The sequence below is a fragment of the Caballeronia sp. ATUFL_F1_KS39 genome, from assembly GCF_023630985.1.
GTDB classification, from domain to species: Bacteria; Pseudomonadota; Gammaproteobacteria; order Burkholderiales; family Burkholderiaceae; genus Caballeronia; species Caballeronia zhejiangensis.
Genome location: NZ_JALQDZ010000036.1, coordinates 129,938 through 156,171 on the forward strand (window position 1 = coordinate 129,938; position 26,234 = coordinate 156,171).

26 protein-coding genes are annotated in these 26,234 nt (G+C 63.8%); 11 read left to right on the top strand and 15 right to left on the bottom strand.

Annotated features, from left to right (window positions below; all coding sequences use genetic code 11):
* Nucleotides 1-73: 73 nt before the first annotated feature.
* The 4 genes from NCR93_RS17760 to NCR93_RS17775 all read right to left on the bottom strand — a co-directional run bounded on the left by NCR93_RS17760 (nt 74) and on the right by NCR93_RS17775 (nt 3,810).
* Nucleotides 74-541 (bottom strand): RbsD/FucU family protein, encoded by a 468-nt coding sequence (locus tag NCR93_RS17760; RefSeq protein ID WP_008353164.1) that lies wholly within the window; start codon nt 539-541, stop codon nt 74-76.
* 69 nt (nt 542-610) lie between these two features.
* Nucleotides 611-1,735: a succinylglutamate desuccinylase/aspartoacylase family protein gene (locus NCR93_RS17765; RefSeq protein WP_175979414.1), complete on the bottom strand. Its 1,125-nt coding sequence runs from the start codon at nt 1,733-1,735 to the stop codon at nt 611-613.
* An 86-nt stretch (nt 1,736-1,821) separates the two neighbouring features.
* A complete protein-coding gene (locus tag NCR93_RS17770) occupies nt 1,822-2,610 on the bottom strand; it encodes an ABC transporter substrate-binding protein (RefSeq protein ID WP_175979415.1) in 789 nt (262 codons plus the stop codon).
* Between the two features lie 105 nt (nt 2,611-2,715).
* Nucleotides 2,716-3,810, bottom strand: coding sequence for a calcium:cation antiporter (locus tag NCR93_RS17775; RefSeq protein ID WP_175979416.1), 1,095 nt, complete (start codon nt 3,808-3,810; stop codon nt 2,716-2,718).
* A gap of 254 nt (nt 3,811-4,064) precedes the next feature.
* On the opposite strand from NCR93_RS17775, the gene NCR93_RS17780 reads away from it, so the two are divergent.
* From NCR93_RS17780 to NCR93_RS17790, 3 genes are all read left to right on the top strand, one after another.
* Nucleotides 4,065-5,039 carry a GGDEF domain-containing protein gene (locus NCR93_RS17780; RefSeq protein WP_175979417.1) on the top strand — a complete coding sequence of 325 codons (975 nt, stop codon included), beginning with the start codon at nt 4,065-4,067 and terminating at the stop codon, nt 5,037-5,039.
* Nucleotides 5,040-5,388: 349 nt separating this feature from the next.
* A complete protein-coding gene (locus NCR93_RS17785) occupies nt 5,389-6,171 on the top strand; it encodes a DUF2092 domain-containing protein (RefSeq protein WP_175979418.1) in 783 nt (260 codons plus the stop codon).
* A gap of 24 nt (nt 6,172-6,195) precedes the next feature.
* On the top strand, nt 6,196-6,723 hold the full coding sequence (locus NCR93_RS17790) for a hypothetical protein (RefSeq protein WP_008353155.1): 528 nt from the start codon (nt 6,196-6,198) through the stop codon (nt 6,721-6,723).
* 18 nt (nt 6,724-6,741) lie between these two features.
* On the opposite strand, the gene NCR93_RS17795 is transcribed toward NCR93_RS17790, so the two are convergent.
* Genes NCR93_RS17795 through NCR93_RS17805 form a run of 3 tightly spaced genes read right to left on the bottom strand, consistent with a single transcriptional unit; the run spans nt 6,742 to nt 9,684 of the window.
* Complete coding sequence (locus tag NCR93_RS17795) at nt 6,742-8,058, bottom strand: MFS transporter (RefSeq protein ID WP_008353154.1); 1,317 nt, start codon at nt 8,056-8,058, stop codon at nt 6,742-6,744.
* Between the two features lie 40 nt (nt 8,059-8,098).
* Nucleotides 8,099-8,842: an SDR family oxidoreductase gene (locus tag NCR93_RS17800; RefSeq protein WP_175979419.1), complete on the bottom strand. Its 744-nt coding sequence runs from the start codon at nt 8,840-8,842 to the stop codon at nt 8,099-8,101.
* Nucleotides 8,839-9,684 (bottom strand): fumarylacetoacetate hydrolase family protein, encoded by an 846-nt coding sequence (locus NCR93_RS17805; protein ID WP_008353152.1) that lies wholly within the window; start codon nt 9,682-9,684, stop codon nt 8,839-8,841. Before NCR93_RS17805 ends, NCR93_RS17800 begins: the two co-directional genes overlap by 4 nt.
* 132 nt (nt 9,685-9,816) lie before the next feature.
* Here NCR93_RS17805 and NCR93_RS17810 point away from each other — a divergent pair, with 132 nt between their 5' ends.
* Complete coding sequence (locus NCR93_RS17810; protein WP_008353151.1) at nt 9,817-10,755, top strand: LysR family transcriptional regulator; 939 nt, start codon at nt 9,817-9,819, stop codon at nt 10,753-10,755.
* A 39-nt stretch (nt 10,756-10,794) separates the two neighbouring features.
* Here the strand turns inward: NCR93_RS17810 and NCR93_RS17815 are convergent, their stop codons facing one another.
* Complete coding sequence (locus NCR93_RS17815) at nt 10,795-11,226, bottom strand: OsmC family protein (RefSeq protein ID WP_008353150.1); 432 nt, start codon at nt 11,224-11,226, stop codon at nt 10,795-10,797.
* A 170-nt stretch (nt 11,227-11,396) separates the two neighbouring features.
* On the opposite strand from NCR93_RS17815, the gene NCR93_RS17820 reads away from it, so the two are divergent.
* Both NCR93_RS17820 and NCR93_RS17825 read left to right on the top strand, forming a co-directional pair.
* Nucleotides 11,397-12,737, top strand: coding sequence for an NAD(P)/FAD-dependent oxidoreductase (locus NCR93_RS17820; RefSeq protein WP_175979420.1), 1,341 nt, complete (start codon nt 11,397-11,399; stop codon nt 12,735-12,737).
* Between the two features lie 131 nt (nt 12,738-12,868).
* A complete protein-coding gene (locus NCR93_RS17825) occupies nt 12,869-13,522 on the top strand; it encodes a DsbA family oxidoreductase (protein ID WP_033537055.1) in 654 nt (217 codons plus the stop codon).
* Between the two features lie 16 nt (nt 13,523-13,538).
* Here the strand turns inward: NCR93_RS17825 and NCR93_RS17830 are convergent, their stop codons facing one another.
* The 3 genes from NCR93_RS17830 to ypfJ form a co-directional block, all read right to left on the bottom strand.
* Nucleotides 13,539-14,441, bottom strand: a complete 903-nt coding sequence (locus NCR93_RS17830; RefSeq protein WP_175979421.1) for a flagellar brake protein — start codon at nt 14,439-14,441, stop codon at nt 13,539-13,541.
* A gap of 176 nt (nt 14,442-14,617) precedes the next feature.
* Nucleotides 14,618-15,631 carry a lipopolysaccharide heptosyltransferase I gene (gene waaC, locus NCR93_RS17835; RefSeq protein ID WP_175979422.1) on the bottom strand — a complete coding sequence of 338 codons (1,014 nt, stop codon included), beginning with the start codon at nt 15,629-15,631 and terminating at the stop codon, nt 14,618-14,620.
* Between the two features lie 195 nt (nt 15,632-15,826).
* Nucleotides 15,827-16,699, bottom strand: coding sequence for a KPN_02809 family neutral zinc metallopeptidase (ypfJ, locus tag NCR93_RS17840; protein WP_175979423.1), 873 nt, complete (start codon nt 16,697-16,699; stop codon nt 15,827-15,829).
* A gap of 403 nt (nt 16,700-17,102) precedes the next feature.
* On the opposite strand from ypfJ, the gene NCR93_RS17845 reads away from it, so the two are divergent.
* The 3 genes from NCR93_RS17845 to NCR93_RS17855 are packed head-to-tail and all read left to right on the top strand — an operon-like array spanning nt 17,103 to nt 19,621.
* The gene (locus NCR93_RS17845; RefSeq protein WP_175979424.1) at nt 17,103-18,500 is read left to right on the top strand and encodes a cytochrome ubiquinol oxidase subunit I; all 1,398 of its coding nucleotides are present in this window, start codon (nt 17,103-17,105) and stop codon (nt 18,498-18,500) included.
* A gap of 4 nt (nt 18,501-18,504) precedes the next feature.
* Nucleotides 18,505-19,506 carry a cytochrome d ubiquinol oxidase subunit II gene (gene cydB, locus NCR93_RS17850; protein ID WP_008353140.1) on the top strand — a complete coding sequence of 334 codons (1,002 nt, stop codon included), beginning with the start codon at nt 18,505-18,507 and terminating at the stop codon, nt 19,504-19,506.
* Nucleotides 19,484-19,621 carry a hypothetical protein gene (locus NCR93_RS17855; protein WP_167357759.1) on the top strand — a complete coding sequence of 46 codons (138 nt, stop codon included), beginning with the start codon at nt 19,484-19,486 and terminating at the stop codon, nt 19,619-19,621. The genes cydB and NCR93_RS17855 overlap by 23 nt, the downstream gene beginning before the upstream one ends.
* 14 nt (nt 19,622-19,635) lie before the next feature.
* Here NCR93_RS17855 and NCR93_RS17860 read toward each other — a convergent pair whose 3' ends face one another.
* Complete coding sequence (locus NCR93_RS17860; protein ID WP_008353139.1) at nt 19,636-20,685, bottom strand: permease; 1,050 nt, start codon at nt 20,683-20,685, stop codon at nt 19,636-19,638.
* Nucleotides 20,686-20,714: 29 nt separating this feature from the next.
* Nucleotides 20,715-21,779 (bottom strand): tRNA 2-selenouridine(34) synthase MnmH, encoded by a 1,065-nt coding sequence (gene mnmH, locus NCR93_RS17865; protein ID WP_175979425.1) that lies wholly within the window; start codon nt 21,777-21,779, stop codon nt 20,715-20,717.
* Nucleotides 21,780-21,924: 145 nt separating this feature from the next.
* On the opposite strand from mnmH, the gene NCR93_RS17870 reads away from it, so the two are divergent.
* Together NCR93_RS17870 and eutC are read left to right on the top strand one after the other, a co-directional pair.
* Nucleotides 21,925-23,301: an ethanolamine ammonia-lyase subunit EutB gene (locus tag NCR93_RS17870; protein ID WP_175979426.1), complete on the top strand. Its 1,377-nt coding sequence runs from the start codon at nt 21,925-21,927 to the stop codon at nt 23,299-23,301.
* Nucleotides 23,298-24,056 carry an ethanolamine ammonia-lyase subunit EutC gene (eutC, locus tag NCR93_RS17875; protein WP_008353135.1) on the top strand — a complete coding sequence of 253 codons (759 nt, stop codon included), beginning with the start codon at nt 23,298-23,300 and terminating at the stop codon, nt 24,054-24,056. Before NCR93_RS17870 ends, eutC begins: the two co-directional genes overlap by 4 nt.
* Here eutC and NCR93_RS17880 read toward each other — a convergent pair.
* A complete protein-coding gene (locus NCR93_RS17880) occupies nt 24,053-25,915 on the bottom strand; it encodes a sigma-54-dependent Fis family transcriptional regulator (protein WP_175979427.1) in 1,863 nt (620 codons plus the stop codon). The two genes, eutC and NCR93_RS17880, sit on opposite strands and share 4 nt — an antisense overlap.
* Before the next feature lie 118 nt (nt 25,916-26,033).
* Nucleotides 26,034-26,207 carry a DUF1328 domain-containing protein gene (locus tag NCR93_RS17885; RefSeq protein WP_008353131.1) on the bottom strand — a complete coding sequence of 58 codons (174 nt, stop codon included), beginning with the start codon at nt 26,205-26,207 and terminating at the stop codon, nt 26,034-26,036.
* Nucleotides 26,208-26,234: the final 27 nt, after the last annotated feature.

A 26,234-nucleotide genomic window follows, 5' to 3' on the forward strand; every position in this document is an offset into this window, starting at 1 on the left:
TAACTATACGCTTTTCTCGCTGCACCGCAACACGTTTTCAAAAAAGCAACAGGGTATTCCCTAAGTCGATCGGTCAATTTTTCTCCGGCGCGTCGGGCGCCAACTGCACGCCCTTTTTGAAGATGAAGCAGCCGTAACCCCGAGATTCGCCGGTGGCGATCACGCAATACGCGTTCTTCGCGCGCTCGTAGAAGGCAAAACGCTCGATCGACGCCAGCGGCACGGCGCGCCCCTCGGCGTCATCGACTTCACGCTGCGCTTCGCGTTGCACGGCGGGCAGCGCGGCCGCGTCGCCGACGACCTCCATGCGCTGAGCAGGATGATCGACGAACGTATCGAGCGGCAGCACCGACAGCACCGCCCGCACCGCGCGCGGCGAACTCACGCCGTCGAGCCGCAGCACGCGCCCGAGCACCGTCTGTCGCGCGACGGAATCGGCGGGAAAGTTGGCGTCGCAGATCACGACTTCGTCGCCGTGACCCATCGCGCAGAGCGCGTGCAGGATGTCCGCGTTGAGCAGCGGATCGATGTTCTTGAGCATGTTTCTTGTTCTCCATGACGTAAGGCCAGCCGAATCTATGGTACCCGCCGCCGCGCAACCGAGGCGCAGCTAAGGCACGAGCAGGTCGCCCTGCCGCGCCGCGTCCGCGCCCGCGATGCGCGCGACCAGCATTCCCGCCGTCGCGAAGCGCGTCCAGTGCCGCGCGTAGAGCAGCCCTTCCGTCTGCGCCACGAGCGGCACGAGGCGATCGTCGAGCGGATCGAGCACGTCGGCGATGACGTCGCCCGCGCGAATCCGCTCGCCGATTTCGCGCCGATGCAGAATCACGCCCGACATCGGCGCGTGAATGTACTCGCATCCCGCAAGCGGCGTCGCGGGATTGCGCAGCGGCGGCGGCTTCGGCGCATCGCCTGCGATCATGCCGATGTGCGTCAGATAGTCGACGATCGCCTGTGCATCGCGCGCCGCCATCTCGTGCGACACGTCCCGCACGCCGCGCAGTTCGAGCGTGACGGCTTGCGCGCCCATCGGAATCGGAAAGCGCTCGCCGAGCGCACCGCGTAGATAGCGCCACGCCGCCGTGCACGCCTCGTCGAACGGCTCGCCGCCCGACACATCCGCAAGCAATTGTGCCTCGCTGCCGAGATAGCGCGCGAGCGGTTCGATCGCGGGCCACGCGCCGGGCGTCGTGTAGAGATGCGCGACGGCTTCCCAGTCGCAATGCAGGTCGATAACGAGATCCGCGTCGCACGCGAGTTTCATCAGCTCGATGCGTTGCGATTCGAGCTCGGTCGCCGCTTCGAGCGCCGCCAGATGCTCGCGCAGCGCCGCGCGGATGAGCCGAGCGTTCCGCGTCGCGTCGCCCGTCAGACGGTTCTTGAGTTCGAGCGCCAATTCCGCGCCGAACTCGGGAAAGCGCCGGTTGAAGTCCTGCCCCGAGCGCATCTCGAAGCGGCCCATTTGCGTGCCGAACCAATGCTGGTTCAATCCCGCCGGATTCGCGACCGGCACGACTACGACACGCGCGTTCAGCTTCCCCGCTGCTTCCAGTTCGGCGAAGCGCCGCTTCAGATACCACGCGACGACCATGCCCGGCAATTCGTCGGCATGCAGCGAAGCCTGGATATAGACCTTCGGCGCCGCGTCGCCGTCTTGCGGACCGAATCGATAGCTCGTGATCGCGCGCCCTGTGCCGAGCGACGCGCCGACGAGCGGATGATGATGAACCTGCATCTTCGATGTATCTCTCGTCGAAAGCGAAAAGAAAAGGCATCGCGAACGATGCCTTTCCGGTCGAAAACGAATGCGGCGGACGGCGCTTACCGGATCGAGATATCCGTCTCGAAATACTTCGCCATGATGCGCTTGAACGTGCCGTTCTTCTTGATCTCGGCGAACGCGTTGTTCAGGCCGTTCTTCAGATCGGCGTCGCCCTTGCGCAGACCGATGGCCGTGCCCGGACCGATGATCGCCTTGTCCTCGACGATCGGGCCGACGAGCGCGAACGGCTTGCCCTGCGGCTTCTTCAGAAAGCCGATGGCGGCTTGCGCGGCGTCGGTGAAGATCGCGTCGATGCGGCCCGCGACGAGATCGGCCTCGACCTGTTCCTGATCGCCGTAAGCCACGACGGTCACGCCTTGCGGCTCCCATTTCACTTTCGCGTAACGCTCCTGCACCGTGCCTTGCTCGACGCCGACGCGCTTGCCCTTCAATGCCTGCGGCGTCGGCAGGATGCCCGAGCCGGCGCGCGCGACGAGTTGCGCGTGCGTGTCATAGAGCGGATCGGTGAAATCGATCTGCTTCAGGCGCTCTTCGGTGATGCCCATGTCGGACAACACGGCGTCGAATTTGCGGGCCTTGAGGCCGGGAATCATGCCGTCGAAATTGTTTTCGACCCACACGCACTTGACCTTCATCTGCGCGCAGAGCGCATTGCCGAGATCGATATCGAAGCCGGCGAGCTTGCCGTCGGCCTGCTTGGATTCGAACGGCGGATAGGACGGATCGACGGCGAAACGGATTTGCGTGATTTCCTTCGCTTGCGCCGAGAACGACACGGCGGCGAGTGCTGCAAGCATCGCGAACGATGCGGACTTCTTCAATGACATGCTTTTCCTTCAGGAATTTCGATGAGACCGCGAAACGTCGCGCGCGGACGCGCGCGAAAAACCGTGAATGGTAACAAAATCGCACGATTGATCGGACGACGCGCGTCAAGGCACGACCGAAAGAAACAGGAAAGCCGCAAAGATCACGAGATGCACGACGCCTTGGAGCACGGTCGAGCGGCCCGTGCCGAGCGTAATGACGGACACGAGCAGCGTGAGCGCGAGCATGACGATTTCCTTGGGCGCGAGCCCGAGCGAAATCGGCTGGCCCATGAAGATCGACACGACGGCCACTGTGGGAATAGTCAATCCGATGCTCGCGAGCGCCGAACCGAGCGCGAGATTCAAGCTCGTCTGGAGGCGGTTCAGGCGCGCCGCGCGCAAGGCGGCGAGTCCTTCCGGCAGCAGCACGAGCGCGGCGATCACCACGCCGACCACAGCCTCGGGCGCGCCCGCCGCCGCGACGCCCGCTTCCACCGCCGGCGACAGCAGCTTCGCCAGCCCGACCACCGAAACCAGCGAAAGCATCAGAAAGATGAGCGCGACCCACGCCTCCCGGTTGCTCGGCGGCGGCGCGTGCGGCGCCTCGTCCTCGTCCTGCACGCCCGCGGCGGCCGGCGGCGTGAACGGCAGGAAATAATCGCGATGGCGGATCGTCTGCACGAACACGAACGTCACGTACAGTACGAGCGAAATCACGCCGACGAAGATCAGTTGCGACGTCGAAAGCGCGGGACCGGCGACCGTGCTCGTGAAATTCGGCAAGACCAGTGTAAGCACGGAAAGCGCGCACAGGATCGCGAGCGCGGCGCTCGCGCCTTGCAGCTGAAAATCCTGCACGTGATGCCGCAAGCCGCCGATCAGCAGACACAGCCCGACGATCCCGCAACTGCAGATCATGATCGCGGCGAACACCGTGTCGCGCGGCAGACCGGCTTTTTCCGGACCCCCGGAAAGCATCACGGAGACGATCAGCGCGACTTCGATCACCGTGACGGCGACCGCGAGCACCAGCGTGCCGAACGGCTCGCCGACGCGATGCGCGACCACTTCCGCGTGATGCACCGCCGCGAACACGGCGAACGCCAGCGCGATGGCCGCGAGCACGATCAGCGCGCCGCTGTGTATGAAAGCGGCCGCGGCCAGCACGACGAGCGCGAGAATCGGGGAAACGAGGGTCCAGTCCAGCTTGAATTTCATCGGCGCTCCGGGCGGATCGGTTGAATGGGATCGTCGGCTCTTGCGATGTAGCCACGAGGTTGCAGCAAAAACGCGCCGAATGCATCGGACCTGCGCGAGCGCCGCGCGTGCGAAGGGATTGCCGTGACAAAGGGCCGCAGACCATCGGCATCATAGCGAAAACGCAACCGCGCGCCTTCGGCACGAACGGGTGTATTTATTGCGCAATTGTCAGAGAATAACGGCTCCAGTGGTTACGTTAAGCACGGAGACACATGCTCGTCGCACCGATACCCGAGAACGAATCCGCCCGCCTTGCCACCCTGCGCACGCTCGGCATCCTCGATACGCCCGCCGAAGAACGCTTCGACCGGTTGACGCGTCTCGCGCGCCGCGTCTTCGACGTACCCATCGCGCTCGTCTCGCTCATCGACGAAAACCGTCAGTGGTTCAAGTCGTGCGCGGGTCTCGGCGTGCAGGAAACCTCGCGCGACATTTCTTTCTGCGGACACGCGATCCTGCAAGACGACGTCTTCATGATTCCCGACGCCCGCGCAGACGTCCGCTTTCACGACAACCCGCTCGTCTCGGGCCATCCGGGCATCCGTTTCTACGCCGGTCAGCCGCTCATGGTGCCCAACGGCAGCAAGCTCGGCACACTCTGTCTCATTGACACGCGCCCGCGCGAGCTGGACGGCGACGAACGCGGCCTGTTGCGCGATCTCGCGCATATCGCGGAACAGGAGATCGCGGCGATCGAGCTCGCGACCGTCGACGAGCTGACGCTCATCGCGAACCGGCGCGGCTTCGAAGCGCTCGCGCAGCATGCGCTGAACGTCTGCAAGCGCCTTGAGCGCGACGCGTCGCTGCTCTTCTTCGATCTCGACGATTTCAAGCAGATCAACGACACCTTCGGTCATGCGGAAGGGGATCGCGCGCTCGTGACCTTCGCCGCCGCGCTGCGCGAATCGCTGCGGGAGAGCGATGTCATCGGCCGTCTGGGCGGCGACGAATTCGTCGCCCTTCTGACCGACGCCCGCGAAGACGAAACGCGCCGCGCGCTCGATCGCCTGCGCGAATTGCTCGCGGCGAGCAATGCGGCATCGGCGCCGGGTTATCGGATTCGCTTCAGCGTCGGGCAGACACAGTTCGACGCCGCTCGGCATTCGTCGGTGATCGATCTGCTCGCGGCAAGCGACAGCAAAATGTACGCGCAGAAAGCCGCGCGCAAAAGCGCTCCGGCGCGCTAGCGCCAACGAGCATTGCGATCTGTGCATTGATCCGAAACAGATTGCGTTTATTCAAATAAACGGCGTCGCAGGCAGCGATTGTCCAGCGCGACGCCAAACGAAATACTTATTCAACGCGCCGAAAATACGGCGGGAATAAGTTCGACGTCAAAAAACGTAATAATCGCGTCAGCCGGGCACGAAGCAAAAACCGAAAATCAGTGTTTCAGTTGAACTGACGCACTTCCATCATATAATTTATTTCAATCGGCAAAGAAAATTTACGCGGACTAAATCATGTTCCTATAACAAAAAGGTATTCTCTGATGATTATCTCGTCGAATTTCAATGATCAATTCAGGAGAAGACAATGACGACTATCTTCGCGAAACTCGCGCTGTGCGCCGCGGTTGCAGGCGCGTTATGCAGCATGGTAAGCGCATCGGCGAAGGAAACGGCGACCGCGCATAAACCAGATCCCGCCGCAATGGAAGCGCTGGCCAAAATGAGCGCTTATATGCAAACCGTGAAGCAGTTCGTTCTGGATGTCGATTCGACGACAGATCAAATCATGGTGGACGGTAAAACGGCACAATTGGTCCAGTTGTCGCACACGACGAAGCTGACCGTAAATCGCCCCGATCATCTCAAGGCGGATATTTCCGGCGGTGCGCCTGGCAGCAGTCGTCACGCCTATTTCGACGGAAAGCACTTCACGCTTTACACTGAGCCGGGCAAATACTATGCGACGGTGCCGGCGCCGGCCACCATCAAGGAACTGATCAACGATCTCGGCGACAAGTACGGAATCGAGTTGCCGTTAAGCGATATTTTCACGCTGGGAGCGAATCCGGACGACATGAAAAGAGTGCTTTCCGCCGCCTATCTCGGTGACGAGACAATAAACGGCGCGACGTGCTCACATTATGCATACCACGAAAAATCGGTCGATTGGCAGCTCTGGGTTCAGAAAGGCGATAAACCGCTGCCGTGCAAGTTGAATATCGTGACATTGTCGGACAAGGAGCGGCCGCAATACACGGCGATTTATCGCTGGAACCTCAATCCTGAAATCCGAAATGGCGCATTCGCATTCTCGGCCCCTGAGAACGCGCGCGAAATCAAAATCGTGCAGGTCAAAGACACGCAATAATCGATTAATGTAGAGATCATCATCATGAATTTGAAGAACTTCTCAAGCACGGCATGCGCGGCGCTCTTACTGGCAACAATCGCGTCGACGGCAAGCGCCTTTCAAGTCCGCGGCGGCGCTCAAACGTCCGTGAATAGCGGCGCCTGGCAGAGCGCGCATGAAACCAATGTCGCGACACGGCAAGCCAACCGCACGACGCGTGAGGGCAACCGGCAGGACACCGTTCAGCAGGTCAGTTCGAACCGAACGAACGCGGCGACAAACATCAGCAATAACCGGATGAATGCGGCGCAGAACATCAGTGACAACCACGGCTGCTGCTACAACAACGGCGGCTGGTACAACGACCATCCGGTGGCAACCGCTGCCGCCGTCACGACAACCGTAGTCGCGACGGCAGCCATAGTCGGCTCCATCGTTCATACACTGCCGCCCAGTTGCTCCGCGATCAGCGTCAACGGCGTGACGTATCAGCAATGCGGCTCGACGTGGTATCAGCCGCAATACTCGGGCACGTCCGTTCAGTACGTGGTGGTCAACGCGCCTCACTGACGGGCGGTCGAGTTCGCTTCACTCGCTGCCGCTCTCGCGGAAATACAGGCGGCGCGGCAGGCCCCACACGATCAGCATCGCGCCCAGCAGGCACGCGCACGCGATCGCATAGAGGCCGGGCGTCGCGCTGCCGGTCATCGTCTTCACTTTGCCGACCATGTACGGACTGATGATCCCGCCGAACTGCCCGACCGAATTGATGAGCGCGATGCCGCTCGCCGCCGCGATACCGGTGAGAAAGCGCGTCGGCAGAATCCAGAACAGCCCGAGCGACGTAATGATGCCCGTCGCGGCGATCGTGAGGCCGATCACGAGCATCACCGTGTTCGTCGGGAAGAAGCCGCACAGCACGTAACCGATCGTGCCCGCGAGCGCGCATGCGCCGAGGTGCCAGCGCCGTTCGCCGGTCCGGTCCGAATGCTTGCCGATCAGGATCATGCCGATGCCCGCGACCGCGTAAGGCAGCATCGAGATCAGGCCGATCATGAACGGATCGCTCGTGCCCGCGGTTTTCACGAGCTGCGGCATCCAAAAGACGAGCCCGTAGATGCCCATCGCGAGGAACAGATAGATGAGCGCCATCACGAGCGTGACGGGCTGGCTGAACGCGGCCTTCAGCGAATGCACTTCGCCGACTTTCGGATCGCGCGCGAGTTGCGCTTTCAGCGCGCGCTTTTCGCCGGCGTCGAGCCACTTTGCGTGATCGACGTCGTCATCGACGAACGCGAGCACGACAAAGCCGAGCAGCACCGACGGAATGCCTTCGAGCAGAAAGAGCCATTGCCATCCGGGCATGCCGTTCAGGCCATCGCAGAACTTCATGATCGCGCCCGACAGCGGGCTGCCGATGATCCCGCACAGCGCGATCGACGCCATGAAAAACGAGTTGATGCGCCCGCGCCGCGACGACGGAAACCACTTCGTGAAGAAGTACAGCGCGCCCGGCACGAAGCCCGCTTCGAGCGCGCCGATCAGAAAGCGCAGCACGTAGAACCACGTTTCGCTGCGCACGAACATCATGCACGCCGACGCGATGCCCCACGTAATCATGATGCGCGCGATCCAGCGCTTCGCCCCGACGCGATGCAAAACGATATTGCTTGGCACTTCGAATAAAAAGTATCCGACGAAGAATACGCTCGCCCCGAAGCCGTACATGGCGTCGGAGAAGCCGAGCTCGCTTTGCATCTGCAGCTTCGCAAAGCTGATGTTGATGCGATCGAGATACGAAAACACGAAGCACGCGACGAACAGCGGCACGAAGCGCCAGAACACTTTCTTGTAGATGCGGCTGTCGTCGAGCGTCGCCTCGCGCGGGGCGGCGAAGGTATTCATGTGGCTTGTCTCCTTGATTTTCTTGTCTTGACGCGTGTGTTCAGTAAGTCGCGCGTCCTCCGGAGAGATCGAAGACCGCGCCCGTCGTGAACGAGTTCTCCGACGAAGCGAGGAACGCGACCATCGATGCGATCTCGTTCACTTCGACGAAGCGTCCGCGCGGAATCTTCGACAGCATGTAGTCGATGTGCTCCTGCTTCATCTGCTCGAAGATTTTCGTGCGCGCGGCGGCGGGCGTCACGGCGTTCACCGCGATATCGAGGCCGGCCGTTTCCTTGCCGAGACTCTTCGTCAGCGCGATCACGCCCGCCTTCGCCGCACTGTACGCCGACGCGTTCGGATTGCCTTCCTTGCCCGCGATCGACGCGATGTTGACGATGCGTCCATAGCCGCGCGCGATCATCGCCCTGACGATCGCCTGATTCACATGGAACGCCGCGTTGAGGTCGACGTCGATCACGCGCGACCATTCTTCCGGCGCGTAATCGGCGACCGTCGCGTTCGCGCCCGCGATGCCCGCGCTGTGCACGAGCACGTCGATTTGCCCGAAGCGCTCCAGCGTGCGCGACGTCGCGTTGGCAACTGCATCGCGATCCGTCAGATCGACGAGCACGGTCTGAACGTCGCCCAGACGCGCGCTGGCATTCGCCAGCGCGGCTTCATCGCGATCCCACAACGAGACGCGCGCGCCGCCTTCGAAGAGACGCTGCGCCACCGCGTAGCCGATGCCCTGCGCGCCGCCCGTCACGACAGCCGCGCGATTCGTGAAGTCGTATCGGTTCATGCGTCCACCGTGCGTTGTTGCTGAACGCCCAGACCTTCGATGCCGAGGCGCATCGTCTGTCCCGCGCGCAAATAGATGGCGTCCGGCTTCTGCCCCATGCCGACGCCCGGCGGCGTGCCCGTCGAAATGACATCGCCCGGTTGCAGGCTCATGAAGCGCGAGAGATACGCGACGATCTCGCCGACCTTGAAGATCATCGTGCTCGTGTTGCCGTTCTGATAACGCTTGCCGTCGACTTCGAGCCAGAGCGGGAGCTTGTGCGGATCGGGCACTTCGTCGGCGGTGACGAGCCACGGACCGATCGGGCCGAACGTATCGCAGCCCTTGCCCTTGTCCCAGGTGCCGCCGCGCTCGATCTGATATTCGCGCTCGGAGACATCGTTGATGACGCAGTAACCGGCGACGTGACTCATCGCATCGGCTTCGTCGATATACGCGCCGCCCTTGCCGATCACGACGCCCAGTTCCACTTCCCAATCGGTCTTCTTCGAGCCGCGTGGAATGCGCACATCGTCGTTCGGGCCGACGACCGCCGAGAGCCACTTGTTGAACACGACCGGCTCCGACGGCACCGGCAGATTCGATTCCGCCGCGTGATCGGCGTAATTGAGCCCGATGCAGATGAACTTGCCGATGCGTCCGACACACGGCCCGATGCGTTCGTTCGAAGGCACGACGGGCAGCGTCGATGGATCGAGCTTCGCGAGACGTGCGAGCGATTCGGGCAGGAGCGCATCGCCCGCGATATCGCCGACGACGCCGGACAAGTCGCGGATCGCGCCGCTGGAATCGAGAAGGCCGGGTTTTTCGCGGCCGGGAGCGCCGTATCGCAGCAGCTTCATGAGTCGGTATTTCCTTGACGAGGTGAACGGAACCCACAATGTAGAGAACGCTGCATCGCTTGAATAATGAAAGCTGCTGCCGGGGCAATAACTTTCCGTTATCTTCTCGTTGTCCCTATGCCTGCCGAAACCATGCTGCCGAATGCCGATTCCATCGCCGCGCGCTTGCGGCTCAAGCAACTGCGCCTGCTGATCGCGCTCGACGATCATGGCTCGCTGCATCGCGCCGCCGACGAAATGGCGCTTACGCAGCCCGGCGCGACCAAGGCGCTGCGCGAGATCGAAGCGACGCTCGGCGCCACGCTCTTCACGCGTTCGGCGCAAGGCATTCAGCCGAACGAACTCGGGCGCTGCGTGATCCGCTATGCGCGGCTGATTCACATGGACGTCGCGCATTTACGCGAGGAAATGGCGGGCATTCTGCAAGGCACGGGCGGACGGCTCGCCATCGGCGCGATCACCGGCGCGGTGTCGGGCGTGCTCGTCGATGCACTCGCGCGACTGCGCGAGCGGCAGCCGGCGCTGACCATCGAAGTCGTCGAAGACACGAGCGCGCGCCTGCTCGCGCTGCTGGATCAGGGCAGGCTCGACGTCGCGATCTGCCGTGCGAGCGTCGCGCGTCAGCCGGATCATTACCACTACGTCGAGTTGCGCGACGAACCGCTCGCGATCGTCGCGGGCGTCTCCCATGCGCTCGTCGATGCACCGCGCGTCGAGTTGAGCGAACTCGCTTCGAGCCGATGGATCGTCTATCCGGCCATCATGCCGATCCGCAGCCTCTACGAGCGCGAGTTCAAGGAAGCGGGGCTGCCGCTGCCCTTGCATCCGATCGAAACGGCATCGACCATCACGACCGTCCTGCTGCTGCAGCGCGATCCGACGCTCGTCGCGATGATGCCGCTCGACATGGCGACGTTTCTCGCCGGACACGGACTCGCGAAGCGGCTTGCCATCGCGGTGCGTTCGCGCACGGAGCCGTATGGCGTCGTGACCAGAAAAGGCGCGGCATTGCCGGCGCCCGCGCGGCTCATCATCGAGGAACTGACGCGCGAAAAAAACGCGGACGGGTGATGTGCCCGTCCGCGTTTTCGGCTTCGACTGCCACGCCGCTTACGACACCAGCTCGGCGTTCAACGTGATCTTCGCGTTGCCCGCAAACAGCTTCGACACCGGACAGCCCTCTTTCGCGGCCTGCGCAGCCTTGTCGAAAGCGGCTTTGTCGGCGCCGGGAATCTTCGCCTTGAGATCGAGCTGGCAGGCGGTGATCGTGAAGCCGTCGCCGTCTTTATCGAGCGTCACGGTCGACTTGGTTTCGAGGCTCTCGGCCTTCATGCCGGCCAGCTCGAGTTGCAGCGAGAGCGCCATCGTGAAGCAGCCCGCGTGCGCCGCGCCGATCAGCTCTTCCGGATTGGTGCCCGGACCTTCCTCGAAGCGCGACTTGAAGCCGTACGGCGCCTCGTTGAGCACGCCGGTCTGCGTCGAGATGAAACCCTTGCCGTCCTTGATGCCGCCGCTCCATTTTGCCGATGCTGTCTTTTGCACGAGAGTTCTCCAGAAGATGAATTGGAACCGACGATTCGCACGCGCCGTGCCCGAACGGCGCCCTTCGATAGCCCGAGCGCTTGCATCGTAGCCGATCGCTCGAGCGGGTGCAGGGAGCCTGCGCATTGGACTATCATCGCCCGTTCGCGTTTAACACAACACCACATCACATGGGTCCACCTACCGAACGCATCACCGAAGACCGCACGCCGCCCGATCACGTCGATGTCGTCGTCGTGGGCGGCGGCGTCATCGGCATCAGCACGGCGCGCGCGCTCGCCGAAAAAGGCTTGTCGGTCGCCGTGTGCGAAAAGGGCTATATCGCCGGCGAGCAATCGAGCCGCAACTGGGGATGGTGCCGCGCGACGCATCGCGACCTGCGCGAACTCGAACTGAGCCTCGAAAGCCTCAAGCTCTGGCGGCGCATCGATGCGGAACTGGGCATCGACACCGGCTTTCGCGAATGCGGCATTCTCTACGCCGCCGACGATGCCAAAGCCCTCGCCGATCACGAAGCATGGCTCGCGCGCGCCGTCGCGCTCGTCGGCCGCGACGCGCTCGATTCGCGTATCACGTCGCCCGACGAAACCGGCGCGTTGATGTCCGGCACGTCGCGACGCTTCGCGGGCGGCATCTACACACCGAGCGATGGCCGCGCGGAACCGCAACGCGCCGTGCCCGCCGTGGCCGCAGCGCTGCGCGAACGCGGCGTGAAAGTGCTCACGCCCTGTGCGGTGCGCGGCATCGAAACGAGCGGCGGCGCGATACACGGCGTGGTCACGGAACACGGACGCATCCGCTGTTCGAGCGTGGTCATCGCGGGCGGCGCGTGGACGCGCTATTTCGCGGGCAGTCTCGGCGTAGATGTGCCGCAACTCATGGTGCGTTCGTCGGTCATGCGCACCGCGCCGCTCGACGGCGGACCCGACGTCAGCGCGTGCAATCAGGAAATGGGCTATCGCAAGCGTCTGGACGGCGGCTACACCATCGCGAATGCGTTTCACAGCTATCACGACATCACGCCCGACAGCTTTCGGCTCCTCGTCAAATTCCTGCCCGCGCTCAGGAGCCAGATCGGTTCGATCAAGCTCGGACTCAACGCGCGCTTCTTCGAGGAACTTCGACGCCCGCGCCGCTGGCCGCTCGACCGGCCGACCGTCTTCGAAACCGCGCGCACGCTCGATCCGGTGCCGGTCGAATCGTTCAACGAAGCGGCGGTCACGGAGTTCCGCAAGCTCTTTCCGGCGCTGAATCCATTGCGCATCGAACAAGCGTGGGCGGGCTATATCGACGTGACGCCAGATGCCGTGCCGGTCATCTCCCGCGTGGATGGCAAACCGGGGCTTTTCATCGCGACGGGTTTCTCGGGGCACGGCTTCGGCATCGGTCCGGGCGCGGGCCGACTGATGGCGGATATCGTCGCGAACGACGCACCGATCGTCGATCCGCGCGCGTTTCGCCTGTCGCGCTTCTTCGACGGCAGCAAGATCGAGCTCGACGGCGGATTCTGATGCGTCGCGCGACCGCGCGTCGGCCGCGCGCACGCGCTAACATACCGGTTTTGCGGACGTCGCCGGAGACGCGGCGTTCGCCCGGTTCAGTCAAACGGCGCAAACACGCGCCGTTCGTTTTTGAGGCTCACATGGCATCCACGTCAGTTCTTTATATCGACGTCTGGTCGGACTTCGTGTGTCCGTTCTGCTATCTCGAGACGCCCGTGCTCGACCAGTTCCGCAACGCATACGGCGATGCGGTCGAGATTCGCTGGCACGCGTTCGAATTGCGTCCGGAGCCGACGCCGCTCGTCGATCCGAACAGCGAGCAGATCGTCGAATCGTGGGAGAAATCGGTGCGTCCGCTCGCGGAAGAACGCGGCGTGACGATGCGTATGCCGCCGGTCGCGCCGCGCAGCCGCAAGGCATTCGAGACGGCGATGTTCGCGCGCGAATCCGGCCGTTACGATCTCGTGCATCGGGCGATTTTCAAGGCGTATTTCGAGGAAGGCATCGATATCGGCGATACCGACGCGCTGCTCGACATCGCGGCGACCTGCGGCGTCGATCCCGAACTGCTCGAGGAAGCGCTCGATGACGGCACGTACACCGATCTCGTGATCGAAGACGAAGAGTTCGCGAAGAAGCTCGGCGTGACGGGCGTGCCGTTCGCTGTGCTGTCGCGCGAGCCCGCGCCCGGCCAGGAACCGCCGCCGCCGATCGCGCTGCGCGGCGCCGCGCCGATTCAGCATTTCGAGGCGGCGGTCGAGCGGCTCTTTCCCGACGGCTTTCCGGGCGCCTGAAGCGCGTCGAGGCCGCTTAGCTGTGCTCGGCCATGAACGATTTCAGCGCGATCCGCTGCGACGGTTCGAGCGTTTCGAACTCGAGCCCGTACGCCGCGCTGCCATCGGCAGGATCGGTCGCGCCGACATGGCGCACGATCGCGATGGTCTCGATCTTCACCTCGACGCCATCGGTCCTGAACTGAAATGAAAGTTGCAGACGCTCGCCCATGTGCGCGACCGGATTCGCGACGGTCAGCGACATGCCGTACGGACTGATGTCGCTCACGCGGCCCAGTTGCAGGGCGCTCTGCGGCTCCCCGACGGCCGCGAAATGCGCCGCGAGACGAGTCGGCATCCGCGCGAACTTGCGCGTGCGCAATCGGCGGATCGCGCCCGGCGCCGATAGCACCGCGTAATTGAACGGCTCGCGGCAGGTGGCATCGACGGTGCAGGCGAAGCGGAACACGCCCCGCCCCGTGAGCGCGACCAGATCGACCTGCTCGCCCAGCGTCAGAACGAGCGGATCGAATCCCGCCATCAAAGGCTGCGTCACGAAGAGCGAACGCTCGCCATTGCGGCGCGGCGTCGAAAAGCCGATCACGCGGCTCGCGTACATGGCAGAACCCGTGCCGCCCGTGCCGCGCAAGCCGACCCGCGCGCCGATCGTGAGACCGATGTCCTCCAGCGTCAGCGGCCCGTCCTTCGCGAACTCTTCCTCGGGCGCGCTCGGCGCTGCCGCCTGAATCGCACGATTCGGCTCGAAGTGCCGGAACATGAATTCGAGCGCCGCGCCGTCCGGCACGACGGCGCCGGCGTCGAACAAGATCGCGCCATCTGCGGCGACGATCGGCCATTCGAGCGGCGTGCCAAGCGGAATCTCGGACGGTTCGAGACGCGCCAGCGACTGGCGCGCATCTGCGACGGTTTCTTCGGTCATCTTATCGGACGATTCTTAGGTGTTTTCCGCAATCGTCGTGCTTGCCGGGGTTGCCGTCAAGTGCTGTATGGCAAGTTTTACGTTAGCGTACTGATATTTTTACCGCGCGATGGATTTTCTACCGGGCCAAGCGTCGGCATGAGTTTATGCGCACAAAGTTTCGCTGCGACGCATGTTCAGCGAACCGTAGCGCCCGATTCGGCCGAATGAGGAACGGGTTTTTGCGGCGAATTCGTCACGCTTTCGATGGCAGCCAGCACTTGCGGCACGTCGGGAGGTGCGCCCTCTTCGCCGATCGACGCCGACCGTCCGGGATCATTCACGCCGAAATGTTCTCGCGAGGTCGCGGCAAACAACATGACGGTGCGGCGCTGCAAGGCGTGCGCGAGATGCACGAGCCCGGTATCCGCGCCGACAACGAGTTCAGACGCCTGAATCCAGTGGGCGCATTCCACGACCGACAGCTTCGGCAGCACGGTCGCACCCGGCACGAGCGCGGCGATGGCTCGCGCCTCGTCCTGCTCGCGCTCCGTTCCCCACGGCAGCGCGATCGAATAACCGCGCGCGGTCAGCCAGCGGCCGACTTCGCCCCAATGCGACTGCGGCCACTTCTTCACGTCCGCCGACGTCGCATGAAACAGCATCGCGATGCGCGCGTCGCGCGGAATGTTCAGCTCGCGGGTGGGCGCGGGCAGGCGGATGTTGAAGTCGGGCGGGTCTTCCAGACGATAGCCGAGCGCATATGCGACGCTCACGCGCATGCCGCGCCAGGCATCGGTGAGCGGACGCGGACCGAAGCGCGCGTTGTACGCGAAAGCCGCGCCGCGCTCGCCGAGATCCTGATTCAGATACCCGTAACGCCGCCGTCCGCGCGCGATGAACGCGATGATCGCGCTCTTGTAGACACCGTGAATATCGACGATCACGTCGTATTTTTCGGCGCGCAACTCACCGATCGACGCGCCGATCTCCTTCAGATCGTTCCAGCTGCGCGCCTTCTTGAACTTGCGCAAGGGCGCGCTTAGCACGCGATCGACGCCGGGATTCCAGCGGATGATATCGGCGAAGGCGGCGTCCGCGGCCCAGTCGATTTTGGCGGAAGGAAACGCGCGCCGCAGATCGGCAACGACGGGTAGCGTCTCGACGATATCGCCGAGAGACGTGACTTTGACGATCAGAATTCGCTTCATGAACGGGACGAGAATGTTCCGGTGCGAGTCGCGGCCAGCGGCAATGCTGGGCCGAACCCGGAAAACCAGCGATTCTAATGAATTTGAGACGAACGCGATGTCAGCGTTTGTAAGGACTATCCGGAAACGGACGCTGCGACGGCTTCAGAATAGACCAATTCACAGCGTCCGGTTGCCGCGACGCGCGCCCGTCGATCAGAGCGAACGCGTCGAGAACGTGTCGCACTGGGCGACATCGCCCGATGACATGCCGCGCCGCAGCCAACGCTGGCGTTGCGCGCTCGTCCCGTGCGTGAACGCCTCGGGCACGACGCGACCTTGCGATTGCTGTTGCAGACGGTCATCGCCGATCGCGGCCGCCGCGTTCAAGCCTTGCTCGAAATCGCCCGGCTCGATCAGCTTCGCGTTCTCGCGCTGCGCGACCGCGGCCCAGACGCCCGCGAAGCAATCCGCCTGCAACTCGACGCGCACCGACAGCGCGTTCGCCTGCTCGCGCGACATTTGCGAGCGCGCCTGATCGACCTTGTTCATGATGCCGAGCACGTTCTGAACGTGATGCCCGACTTCATGCGCGATCACATACGCCTGCGCGAAATCGCCGCTCGCGCCGAAGCGGTCGCGCAACTCGCGATAGAACGAAAGATCGATGTACACCTTGCGGTCGTTCGGGCAATAGAACGGGCCCATGGCTGCCTGCCCGGTGCCGCACGCGGTTTGCGTGGCGCCGGAAAACATCACGAGCCGCGGCGCCGGATAGTCCTGATTGAACTGCGCGCGAAAGATGTGCTGCCACGTCTGTTCCGTGTTGCCGAGCACGCGGCGCACGAACACGGCGCCGGGATCGTTGGCCGGTTGCGCATTGGACGGTGCGGCCTGCTGTTGCGGCGCGTTGCCATGCAGAACTTGCGCGCCGTTGATGATCGTCATCGGATTGATGCCGAAGAAATACGACGCCGCGAGCGCCACGACGATCGTCCCGATGCCGATCGATCCGCCGCCCATTCGAAAACCGCCCCCGCCGCGCCGGTCCTCTACATTCTGACTTTCCTGCTGGTCATCGAGGCGCATGATGCTTCTCCTTCCTACGCGCACGTCGCGCGTGTCAAAAGCGATTATGGTAACCGCGCCTGTCGCACGTCCCGTGCCGCGACAACGTAAAAGTTCTTTCTGAACCGATCAAAACCGGCGCCTCTTGCGCGCGGCGATTCCAGTGCGGTCGATTGTCGCGAAAACGCGTGCGCGATCTTGCCGCAGCGCACTAAATCTCCATCTCGAAATCATCGAGAAATCAATCCGATAGCGGTGCTAAACCCTTGAAACTGCGGCATTTGCGCGCAATGACAATTCACTGACGCAGCGCAACACCCGTCTCGAAACAGAGCTAAGCTCCGGCCCGTCGCACGTCTCGATCAGCACAGGACACAACCGCTCCCGACTGCGGGCGCGCGTGAATTTCAAGGCACAAGTCATCATGCATTCGACTCCCGAAGCACTCGATCTGGCGCGCATCCAGTTCGCGTTCACCGTCTCGTTCCACATCATCTTTCCGGCGCTTTCCATCGGGCTCGCGAGTTTCATCGCCGTGCTCGAAGGCGCGTGGCTCAAAACCGGCAAGCCGGTCTACAAGGAGCTGTGTCTCTTCTGGTCGAAAGTCTTTGCCGTCGCGTTCGGCATGGGCGTCGTGTCGGGCGTCGTCATGGCGTACGAATTCGGCACCAACTGGGGCGGCTTTTCGAGCTTCGCCGGTCCGATCACCGGGCCGCTGCTTACCTATGAAGTGATGACCGCGTTCTTCCTCGAAGCGGGCTTCCTCGGCATCATGCTGTTCGGCTGGAACAAGGTCGGCCCGAAGGCGCACTTCGGCGCAACGCTGATGGTCGCCATCGGCACGCTCATCTCCACCTTCTGGATTCTCGCCTCGAATAGCTGGATGCAGACGCCGCAGGGCTTTCGCATCGAAGGCGATCATGTCGTGCCGGTCGACTGGTGGGCGATCATCTTCAATCCGTCGTTTCCGTACCGGCTCGCGCATATGGCGATTGCGGCGTTCATCGTGGCGGCGCTCGTCGTGGCCGCGACCGGCGCGTGGCATCTGCTGAAAGGCCGGCGCGATCCGGCCATCAAGAAGATGTTTTCGATGTCGCTCTGGCTGCTGCTCGCCCTGACGCCGATTCAGGCGCTCGTCGGCGACGCGCACGGCCTCAACACGCGCGAACATCAGCCGGCGAAGATCGCGGCGATCGAAGGCATCTGGGAAACGGAGAAAGGCGGCACCGCGCTCAATCTCTTCGGCATTCCCGACATGGAAGCCGAAACGACGAAATACGCCGTGCAGATTCCGCATCTCGGCAGCCTGATCCTCACGCATAGCTGGGACGGCGAGATTCGCGGCCTGAAGGAATTCCCGAAGGAAGATCGTCCGAACTCGACGCTCGTGTTCTGGAGCTTCCGCGTGATGGCCGGACTCGGCGTGCTGATGATCGTGATGTCGTTCGCGGCGTGGTGGCTGCATCGCAGGCGCAAGCTGTTCGAGGCGCGCTGGTTCCATCGCTTTGCACTTGCGATGGGTCCGAGCGGATTCATCACGCTGCTCGCGGGCTGGGTCACGACCGAAGCCGGACGCCAGCCTTGGGTCGTGTACGGCGTGATGCGTACTGCCGATGCCGTCTCACCGGTCACGGCGCAGCAAGTCGGCGTGTCGCTGCTCGCGTTCGTGATCGTCTACACGATCGTCTTCGGCACGGGCATCTACTACTTGCTGAAGCTGCTGCGTCACGGCCCCGCGTTGCCGGGCGCGTCGACGCAGCCGTCGGACGGCAGCGCGCGGCGTCCGCTCAGCCTTCCGAATCAGTCCATCGAAGGAGCTTAAGAACATGGACCTCACACTCGCCTGGGCCGCGATCATCGCGTTCGGCCTGTTCCTTTACGTCGTGCTCGACGGCTTCGACCTCGGCATCGGCATTCTCTTCCCGTTCTTTCCGGATCAGCACGATCGCGACGTGATGATGAACACCGTCGCGCCCGTCTGGGACGGCAACGAAACGTGGCTCGTGCTCGGCGGCGCGGGATTGTTCGCCGCGTTCCCGATGGTTTATTCGACCGTGCTGTCCGCGCTGTATCTGCCGCTCGTGCTGATGCTCGTGTGCCTGATTTTCCGCGGCGTGTCGTTCGAAATCCGCGCGAAGGCGCAGCGCACGAAGCATATGTGGGATCTGGCGTTCATCGGCGGATCGGCGGGCGCGACGTTCTTTCAGGGCGTGGCGCTCGGCGCGTTTCTCGACGGCATTCCGGTCGCCGACGGCCGTTTTTCCGGCGATGCCTTCGGCTGGTTCACGCCCTTCTCGATCTTCACGGGCGGCGCGCTGGTCGTCACTTATGCGCTGCTCGGCGCGTGCTGGCTGATCGCGAAAACGGAAGGCGATCTGCAGCGGCGGATGTATCGCGTCGTGTGGCCGCTGACCGTTCTGCAACTCGCGACGATCGCGGTCGTCAGCATCTGGACGCCGTTGCAAGACGCGGGCATCGCGTCGCGCTGGTTCGATTCGCCGTGGTTCTATCGCATGTTGCCGGTGCCCGTGCTCGTCGCGGTTTGCGCGTGGGCGATGCGCCGCTCGATCGCATCGCGTCACGAGAAGCGGCCGTTTGCCGTCGCGCTCGGCTTCGTGTTTCTCGGCTACTCGGGTCTGGTGCTGAGCGTGTCGCCGCACGAGATTTTCCCCGGCGTTTCGATCTGGGATGCGGCCGCGCCCCGTTCGAGCCAGCTCTTCACGATCGTCGGCGCGGCGGTGATTCTGCCTGTGATCGTCGCTTACACGACGCTAGGCTATTGGGTCTTCAGAGGAAAGGTGCGTCATGGCGAACATCACTACCATTGAGCGCGCGCGCAAGGTGTTCTGGTTCGTCGCGTTGTGGATGGCGGGCGTCGGCGGCGCGATGCTGCTCGCGCTGCCGTTCAAGTTGCTGATCAAGGCGGGCGCGGCGATTCATTGAGGCGCCGCGCGCGTTCAGAACACCGCCGCCGCAATCACCCCGCCAACGATCCCGAACACCACGACCGACGCGGCCACGAACGCGAGCACGCGCGGCGGAAACGACCGCGCGAGCATCGCGAGCGACGGCACGCTGACGGGCGGCAAGGTCATCAAGAGCGCGCCGGCCGGTCCCGTCGCCATGCCGAGCGAAAGCATCGCCTGAATGATGGGCACTTCGCCGGCGGTCGGAATCACGAAGAGCGTGCCCGCGACGGCAAACGCCGCGATCCACCACATGCCGTTGCCGATATCCGGACCGATGTGCGGAAAGAGCCAGGCGCGCGCCGCGCCAAGCAGCAGCACGAGCACGATGTATTCGGGCACGAGCCGCAACGTCATGCGTCCGAGAATTTTGATCCAGCGCGAAAACGCCGTGCCCGGCTCGTCCTCTTCGATCAGCTTGGCAAGCGCCTGACGCGACGACGCCGCCTGCGCCGGCGTCACCATCCGGTTGATCGCGTAGCCGAGGCCGAACACCATCAACACGCCGAGCACGAGCCGCAAACCGGTCCATTGCCAGCCGAGCACGAAGCCCATGAAAACCAGCGCCGCCGGATTGAGCACGGTATTGCCGAGCCAGAACGCGACGGCCGCGCCCGGCGCCGCTTCGCGCGCACGCAGCCCCGCGACGACGGGCGCGGCGCAACACGTGCACATCATGCCGGGCAAGGACATCAACCCGCCGTTCACGACGCTGCCGAAGTTGTGCTCGCCCAGCGCCCGCGCGACCCAGCGCGGCGGAATCAGCGCCTGCACCGCGGAGCCGAGCAGAAGGCCGAGCACCATCGCCTGCCAGATGGCCTTGCCGTAGGCGATCGCGTAGTCGAGCGCGGCTTGCCACGACGGCTCCGGCGCGCTCGCCGACGTGCCCATCAGAATGGATTTGCCGATCGAATGCTGGCTCGCCGCGACGAACGCGCGGTTGTAGTACGGAAACCATTTCACGTAGAACAGGCCCACGACGGCGATCAGCAGGAATACCAGCCAGCCGCGTGCGACGCGAGGTTGTGAAAACGTGGTCATATCTTTTTCTTTCGAGTGATGAAATTGAATCAGAGCGCGGGCGTCGTCTCGGCGAGCCGGGCGAGCAAGGCTTTCGCCTGATCGACGCTGTCCGCGTCGTTCGGACGGAACAGCACGTGCGCCGCGTGCGGCAGCTTCATATAGAGCGCCTGGCTGCTGCGTCCATACGCCGGATCGTAATGACGGTCGATCAGTTCGGCGAAAAGCTCCGCGCGTGCGTTGTCATCGATCAGCCGATGCCAGTGCGCGACGCGCTCCCGGCTATGCAGCGCGACGAGCTTCGACAATTGCGCCTTGAAAAACGCGGGATCGTCGAAAAGATGCGCGTAATCCTGCAGCAAGAACGCGATGCGGTCCTCGCGCCGCGCCTCGACTTCCACGCACGACGCCGCGTGCAGATTGTCGAGGATGGCGTCGGGCATCGTGATCGATCCGATGCGCCGCCCTTCCGCTTCGACAAAAACCGGTTTCGCCGGATCGAAGCCCGAAAGCGTCTTCAGGAGCGCCGAATCGAACGCTTTTTGCGTCGGCTGCGGGCGTCCCGGCAGCGCGCCGAGCAAGGAACCGCGATGCGCGGCGAGTCCTTCGAGATCGAGCGTCTGCGCGCCCGCCGCGTCGAGCGCCTTCAGCAGCCGCGTCTTGCCGCTGCCCGTATGGCCGATCAGCGCGACATAGCGAAAACGTCCGGGCAGCGTGCCGAGCCGCTCGATCACGTCGCGCCGATAGCTCTTGTAGCCGCCGTCGAGTTGCCGGGCCTGCCAGCCGATCATGTTGAGCCACGTCGTCATCGAGCCGGAGCGCTTGCCGCCGCGCCAGCAATAGACGAGCGGACGCCAGTTGCGCGGCTTGTCGGCGAAGATCGTGTCGAGATGCATCGCGATATTGCGCGCGACCATCGCCGCGCCGACGCGCGTCGCCTCGAACGGCGAGACCTGCTTGTACATCGTCCCGACGATCACGCGCTCTTCGTTGCTGAGCACGGGCGCGTTGATCGCGCCGGGAATGTGATCCTCGGCGAATTCGAGCGGTGTGCGGACGTCGACGATTTCATCGAACTCGCTCAGGCGATCGATGGGAACGAGCAGGTTTTTCACGGGCTTGCGGGCGGGTTTTGGCTGAATCGAGCGAAAAATTATCGCATGCGGGCGGATTTCGGCCCGGACGCGCTTTTTTTGACCGACGCGCGATGCCCGCGAAAGCGGCTAAAGTGCATGAATCGATGCTTCCGAGAGGAAAGCGATGAGCTTTCACGAGACGATTGGCGCGCGCCGCTACCGCTTCGACGATCTGAAGACGCTGCTCGCGCGCGCCAGCCCGCGGCGCTCCGGCGACGAACTCGCGGGCATCGCGGCCGCCACCGAGGAAGAACGCGTGGCCGCGAAAATCGCGCTCGCGCAGTTGCCGCTCGCCGCGTTTCTCGACGAGCCGCTCATTCCCTACGAGGACGACGAAGTCACGCGCCTCATCGTCGATACACATTCGCGCGAAGCGTTCGCGCCGATCGCGCACCTGACGGTCGGCGAATTCCGCGAGTGGCTGCTCGCCGATACCACCGACACCGCCGCGCTCGAACGCATCACGATGGGCGTGACGCCGGAGATGGCCGCCGCCGTTTCCAAGCTGATGCGCAATCAGGATCTGATCCTCGCTGCCAGAAAACGCCCGGTCGTCACGCGCTTTCGCACGACGATCGGCCTGCCGGGGCATCTCTCGGTGCGCCTGCAGCCGAATCATCCGACCGACGATCCGAAGGGCATCGCCGCATCGATGCTCGACGGCCTGTTGTACGGCTGCGGCGATGCCGTCATCGGCGTGAATCCCGCATCGGATTCGCCCGCCGCCATCGGCAAGCTGCTCGCGATGATGGACGATTTCCGCCAGCGCTACGACGTGCCGATGCAGTCGTGCATCCTCACGCACGTCACCAACGCGCTCGCCGCCATCGAGCAAGGCGCACCCGTCGATCTCGTGTTCCAGTCCGTCGCGGGCACGGAGCGCGCGAACGCGAGCTTCGGCGTGTCGCTCGCGTTGCTGGAGGAAGCGCGCGACGCGGCGCTCTCGCTCAAACGCGGGACCGTCGGCGATAACGTCATGTACTTCGAGACGGGGCAAGGCAGCGCGCTGTCGGCGAACGCGCATCACGGCGTCGATCAGCAGACCTGCGAAGCGCGCGCGTACGCGGTCGCGCGCCGCTTCCAACCGCTTCTGACGAACACGGTGGTCGGCTTCATCGGCCCGGAATATCTCTATGACGGACGGCAGATCATCCGCGCGGGACTCGAAGACCACTTCTGCGGCAAGCTGCTCGGCGTGCCGATGGGCTGCGACATCTGCTACACGAATCACGCCGAAGCCGATCAGGACGACATGGACACGCTCCTCACGCTGCTCGGCGTGGCGAACGTCAACTTCATCATGGGCGTGCCGGGCGCGGACGACGTGATGCTCAACTATCAAAGCACGTCGTTCCATGACGCGCTCTATATCCGCCGCGCGCTGAACCTGAAACGCGCGCCGGAATTCGAAGCGTGGCTCGCGAAGATGCGCGTCACCGATGGCCGCGGCAATCTGCTCGCCGCGCCCACGCAACCTTTGCTCGACTGGATCGACTCATGACGAACGCCGATGCCTGGGACGCGCTGCGGCGCTTCACCAACGCGCGCATCGCGCTCGGCCGCGCGGGCAGCAGCCTGCCGACCGCGCCCTTGCTCGCATTCGAACTCGCGCATGCGCAGGCGCGCGACGCGGTGCATCAGCCGCTCGATACCGTCGCGTTGCGCGAAGCCGTTCGCGCCGCCGGCTTCGATACGCTCGATGCGCAAAGCGCCGCGCCGGATCGCGATCGCTATCTGCGTCGGCCGGATCTGGGCCGCGTGCTGAACGATGAAAGCGCGCAACGGCTTGCAGCGCACGCATCCGAAAGCGATATCGTTTTCGTCGCCGCCGATGGCTTGTCGGCCTTCGCCGCGCAACGTCACGTCGCGCCCTTGCTTGCGACATTGCGTGCGCGGCTCGACGGCTGGAACGTCGGTCCCGTCGTGATCGCGACGCAGGCGCGCGTCGCCCTCGGCGATCGCATCGGTGAGCTTTTGCGGGCGCAGATCGTCGTCGTAATGATCGGCGAACGGCCGGGGCTCAGTTCGCCCGACAGCCTCGGTCTTTACGTGACCTACGCGCCGCGCGCCGGACGCAACGACGCCGAGCGCAACTGCATATCGAATGTGCGGCCCGAAGGACTCGACTACGAAATCGCCGCATTCAAGCTGATGTGGCTGCTGAACGAAGCGCGCCGCCTGAAGCTCACCGGCGTCGGGCTGAAGGATCACAGCGGCGCGTTGCCCGCGTCCGACGCGAAATTGCCAGCCGATTAAACGCGCAACTTCCGATACAGCGTCGTGCGCGATATGCCGAGCGCGCGCGCCGTCGCGGATACATTGCCGCCGTGCGCCTTGAGCGCGGCGCTCACCGCGCTCGCTTCGATGTCGACAAGACGCGCGCCGTTCGCGGGCGGCGTTGCGTTATCGAATTTGGGCTGTTCGCCGAGTTCATCGACGAAATCGTGCGGAAGATGTTCGATGCGGATATGCGTGTCGTGATCGTCGAGCATCGCGGACGCCGTGCGCAGGACGTTGCTCAACTGCCGTATGTTGCCCGGCCACGGATGACGCGCGAAGAGCGCGAGCACGTCGTCGTCGACGTGCACGACGCGCCCGGCGAAACGCTCGTGCCGCAGAATCTTGTCGACGACCGCGCGCAGGTCGGAGCGCGCGGCAAGCGGCGGCAGCGTCACCGAAAGACCGTTGATCCGGTAATACAGATCTTCGCGGAATTCGCCCTGCGCGACGCGCTCGCGCAGCTTGCGATTGCTCGCGCAGACGAGCATGAAATCGACCGGCACCGCGCGCGCGGCGCCGAGCGGCTCGACGACGCGTTCCTGCAGCACGCGCAGCAGACGGCTTTGCATCGCGAGCGGCATGTCGCCGATTTCATCGAGAAAGAGCGTGCCGCCGTTCGCCTGCACGATCTTGCCGATCGCGCCGCGCTTCGCCGCGCCCGTGAACGCGCCCTGCGCATAGCCGAAAAGCTCCGATTCGATCAGCGTCTCCGGCAGCGATGCGCAGTTCACCGCAACGAACGGCCCCGCGCGGCGCGGCGAATCGTCGTGGATCGCGCGCGCGAGCATTTCCTTGCCCGCGCCCGTTTCACCGCCGATCAGAATCGGTATGTTCTTGCCGATGACCTTGCGCACGCGCGCGACGATGTCGTTCATCTGCGCATCGCCGGTACAGAGATCGGCGAGGCTCGAACCGGCGCGCTCGCGTGTGGGAATCGTGCTCGTCGTGCTCGGGACGCTCGACATGTTCCGCGCGTGAAAATCGACGCTCGCGAACACCGCGACGCCGCTATGCAGTTCGAGCCGGCAAGACGCATCGCCCGCGCGCGCGATGAGTTCATCGACGCGCTCGCCGAACAGCGCATCGAGCGTCTGCGAACGCAAAGCGCCGAGTTCGAGACCGAGCTGAAACTGCGCGCTGCGGTTCGCGCAGAGCAGGCGCCCGTCGAGATCGAATACGGCGATGCCTTCCATCAACGTGCCGATGAACTCGGGCCGGCTATGGAAACGGATGCGCAGGCCGTCGCTGAAGCCGCTCGCGATCAGGCGGTTCTCGATCATCTGCGCGGACATTTTCACGAGCGCCATCGTGTGCTGGTGATAGCCGCGTCGGTCGCCGGTGACATCGAGCACGCCGGAGAGATTGCCGTGCGGATCGAGGATCGGCACGCTGGAACACGTCAGAAAGTGATTGGCGCGCAGGTAGTGCTGGTCGCCGTGCACGGTGACGGCCGTGCGCTCGGCGATCGTCGTGCCGATCGCGTTCGTGCCCTGATGCTCTTCGCTCCAGAGCGCGCCCGCGCGCAGCGCGACTTTTTCGGCGCGCGCGAGGAAGTCGTCGTCGCCGAGTGAATGCAGGATCAATCCGCTCGCGTCGGTGAGCGCGATCATGCTGTGCGTATTGGCGATCTGCGCGTACAGCGTTTCCATCACCGGCAGCGCGTGAGCGAAGAGCGCACGGCTTTCATCGAGCTTGACGGCGAGCTCCGCGCCCGACAGCACGGCGTAATCCGGGCGCATCGTCTCGCACAGCCCGAACGTGGCCGAGCGCTCGTGCGAATGACGGATGACGTCGCGTTGCGCCGGCTGCAAGGCCGCGCCGATGGCATGCTGCATCGCCTCCTCCTTTTCGATTCACGGTCGCGTGAATGTCTTCTCGGGGCAATGTAACACCGTCGCCGCACGCGGGTCGATGCGAGGAACCACGCGGTACGGCGCCCGGCGCTTTCCCGCGCTACAGCACGAGCGAGCCCGCCGAAATCGCGACGACGAGGAATATGACGAACAGAATCAGGAAGATGAAGAAGCAGATCTTCGCGATGCCCGCCGCACCCGACGATACGCGCGTAAAGCCGAAGAATCCGGCGACGACAGAAATGATCGCGAAAAGAATGGCGAGCTTGAGCATGGCAGGTCCGATTTTTGTGTTGTGTTC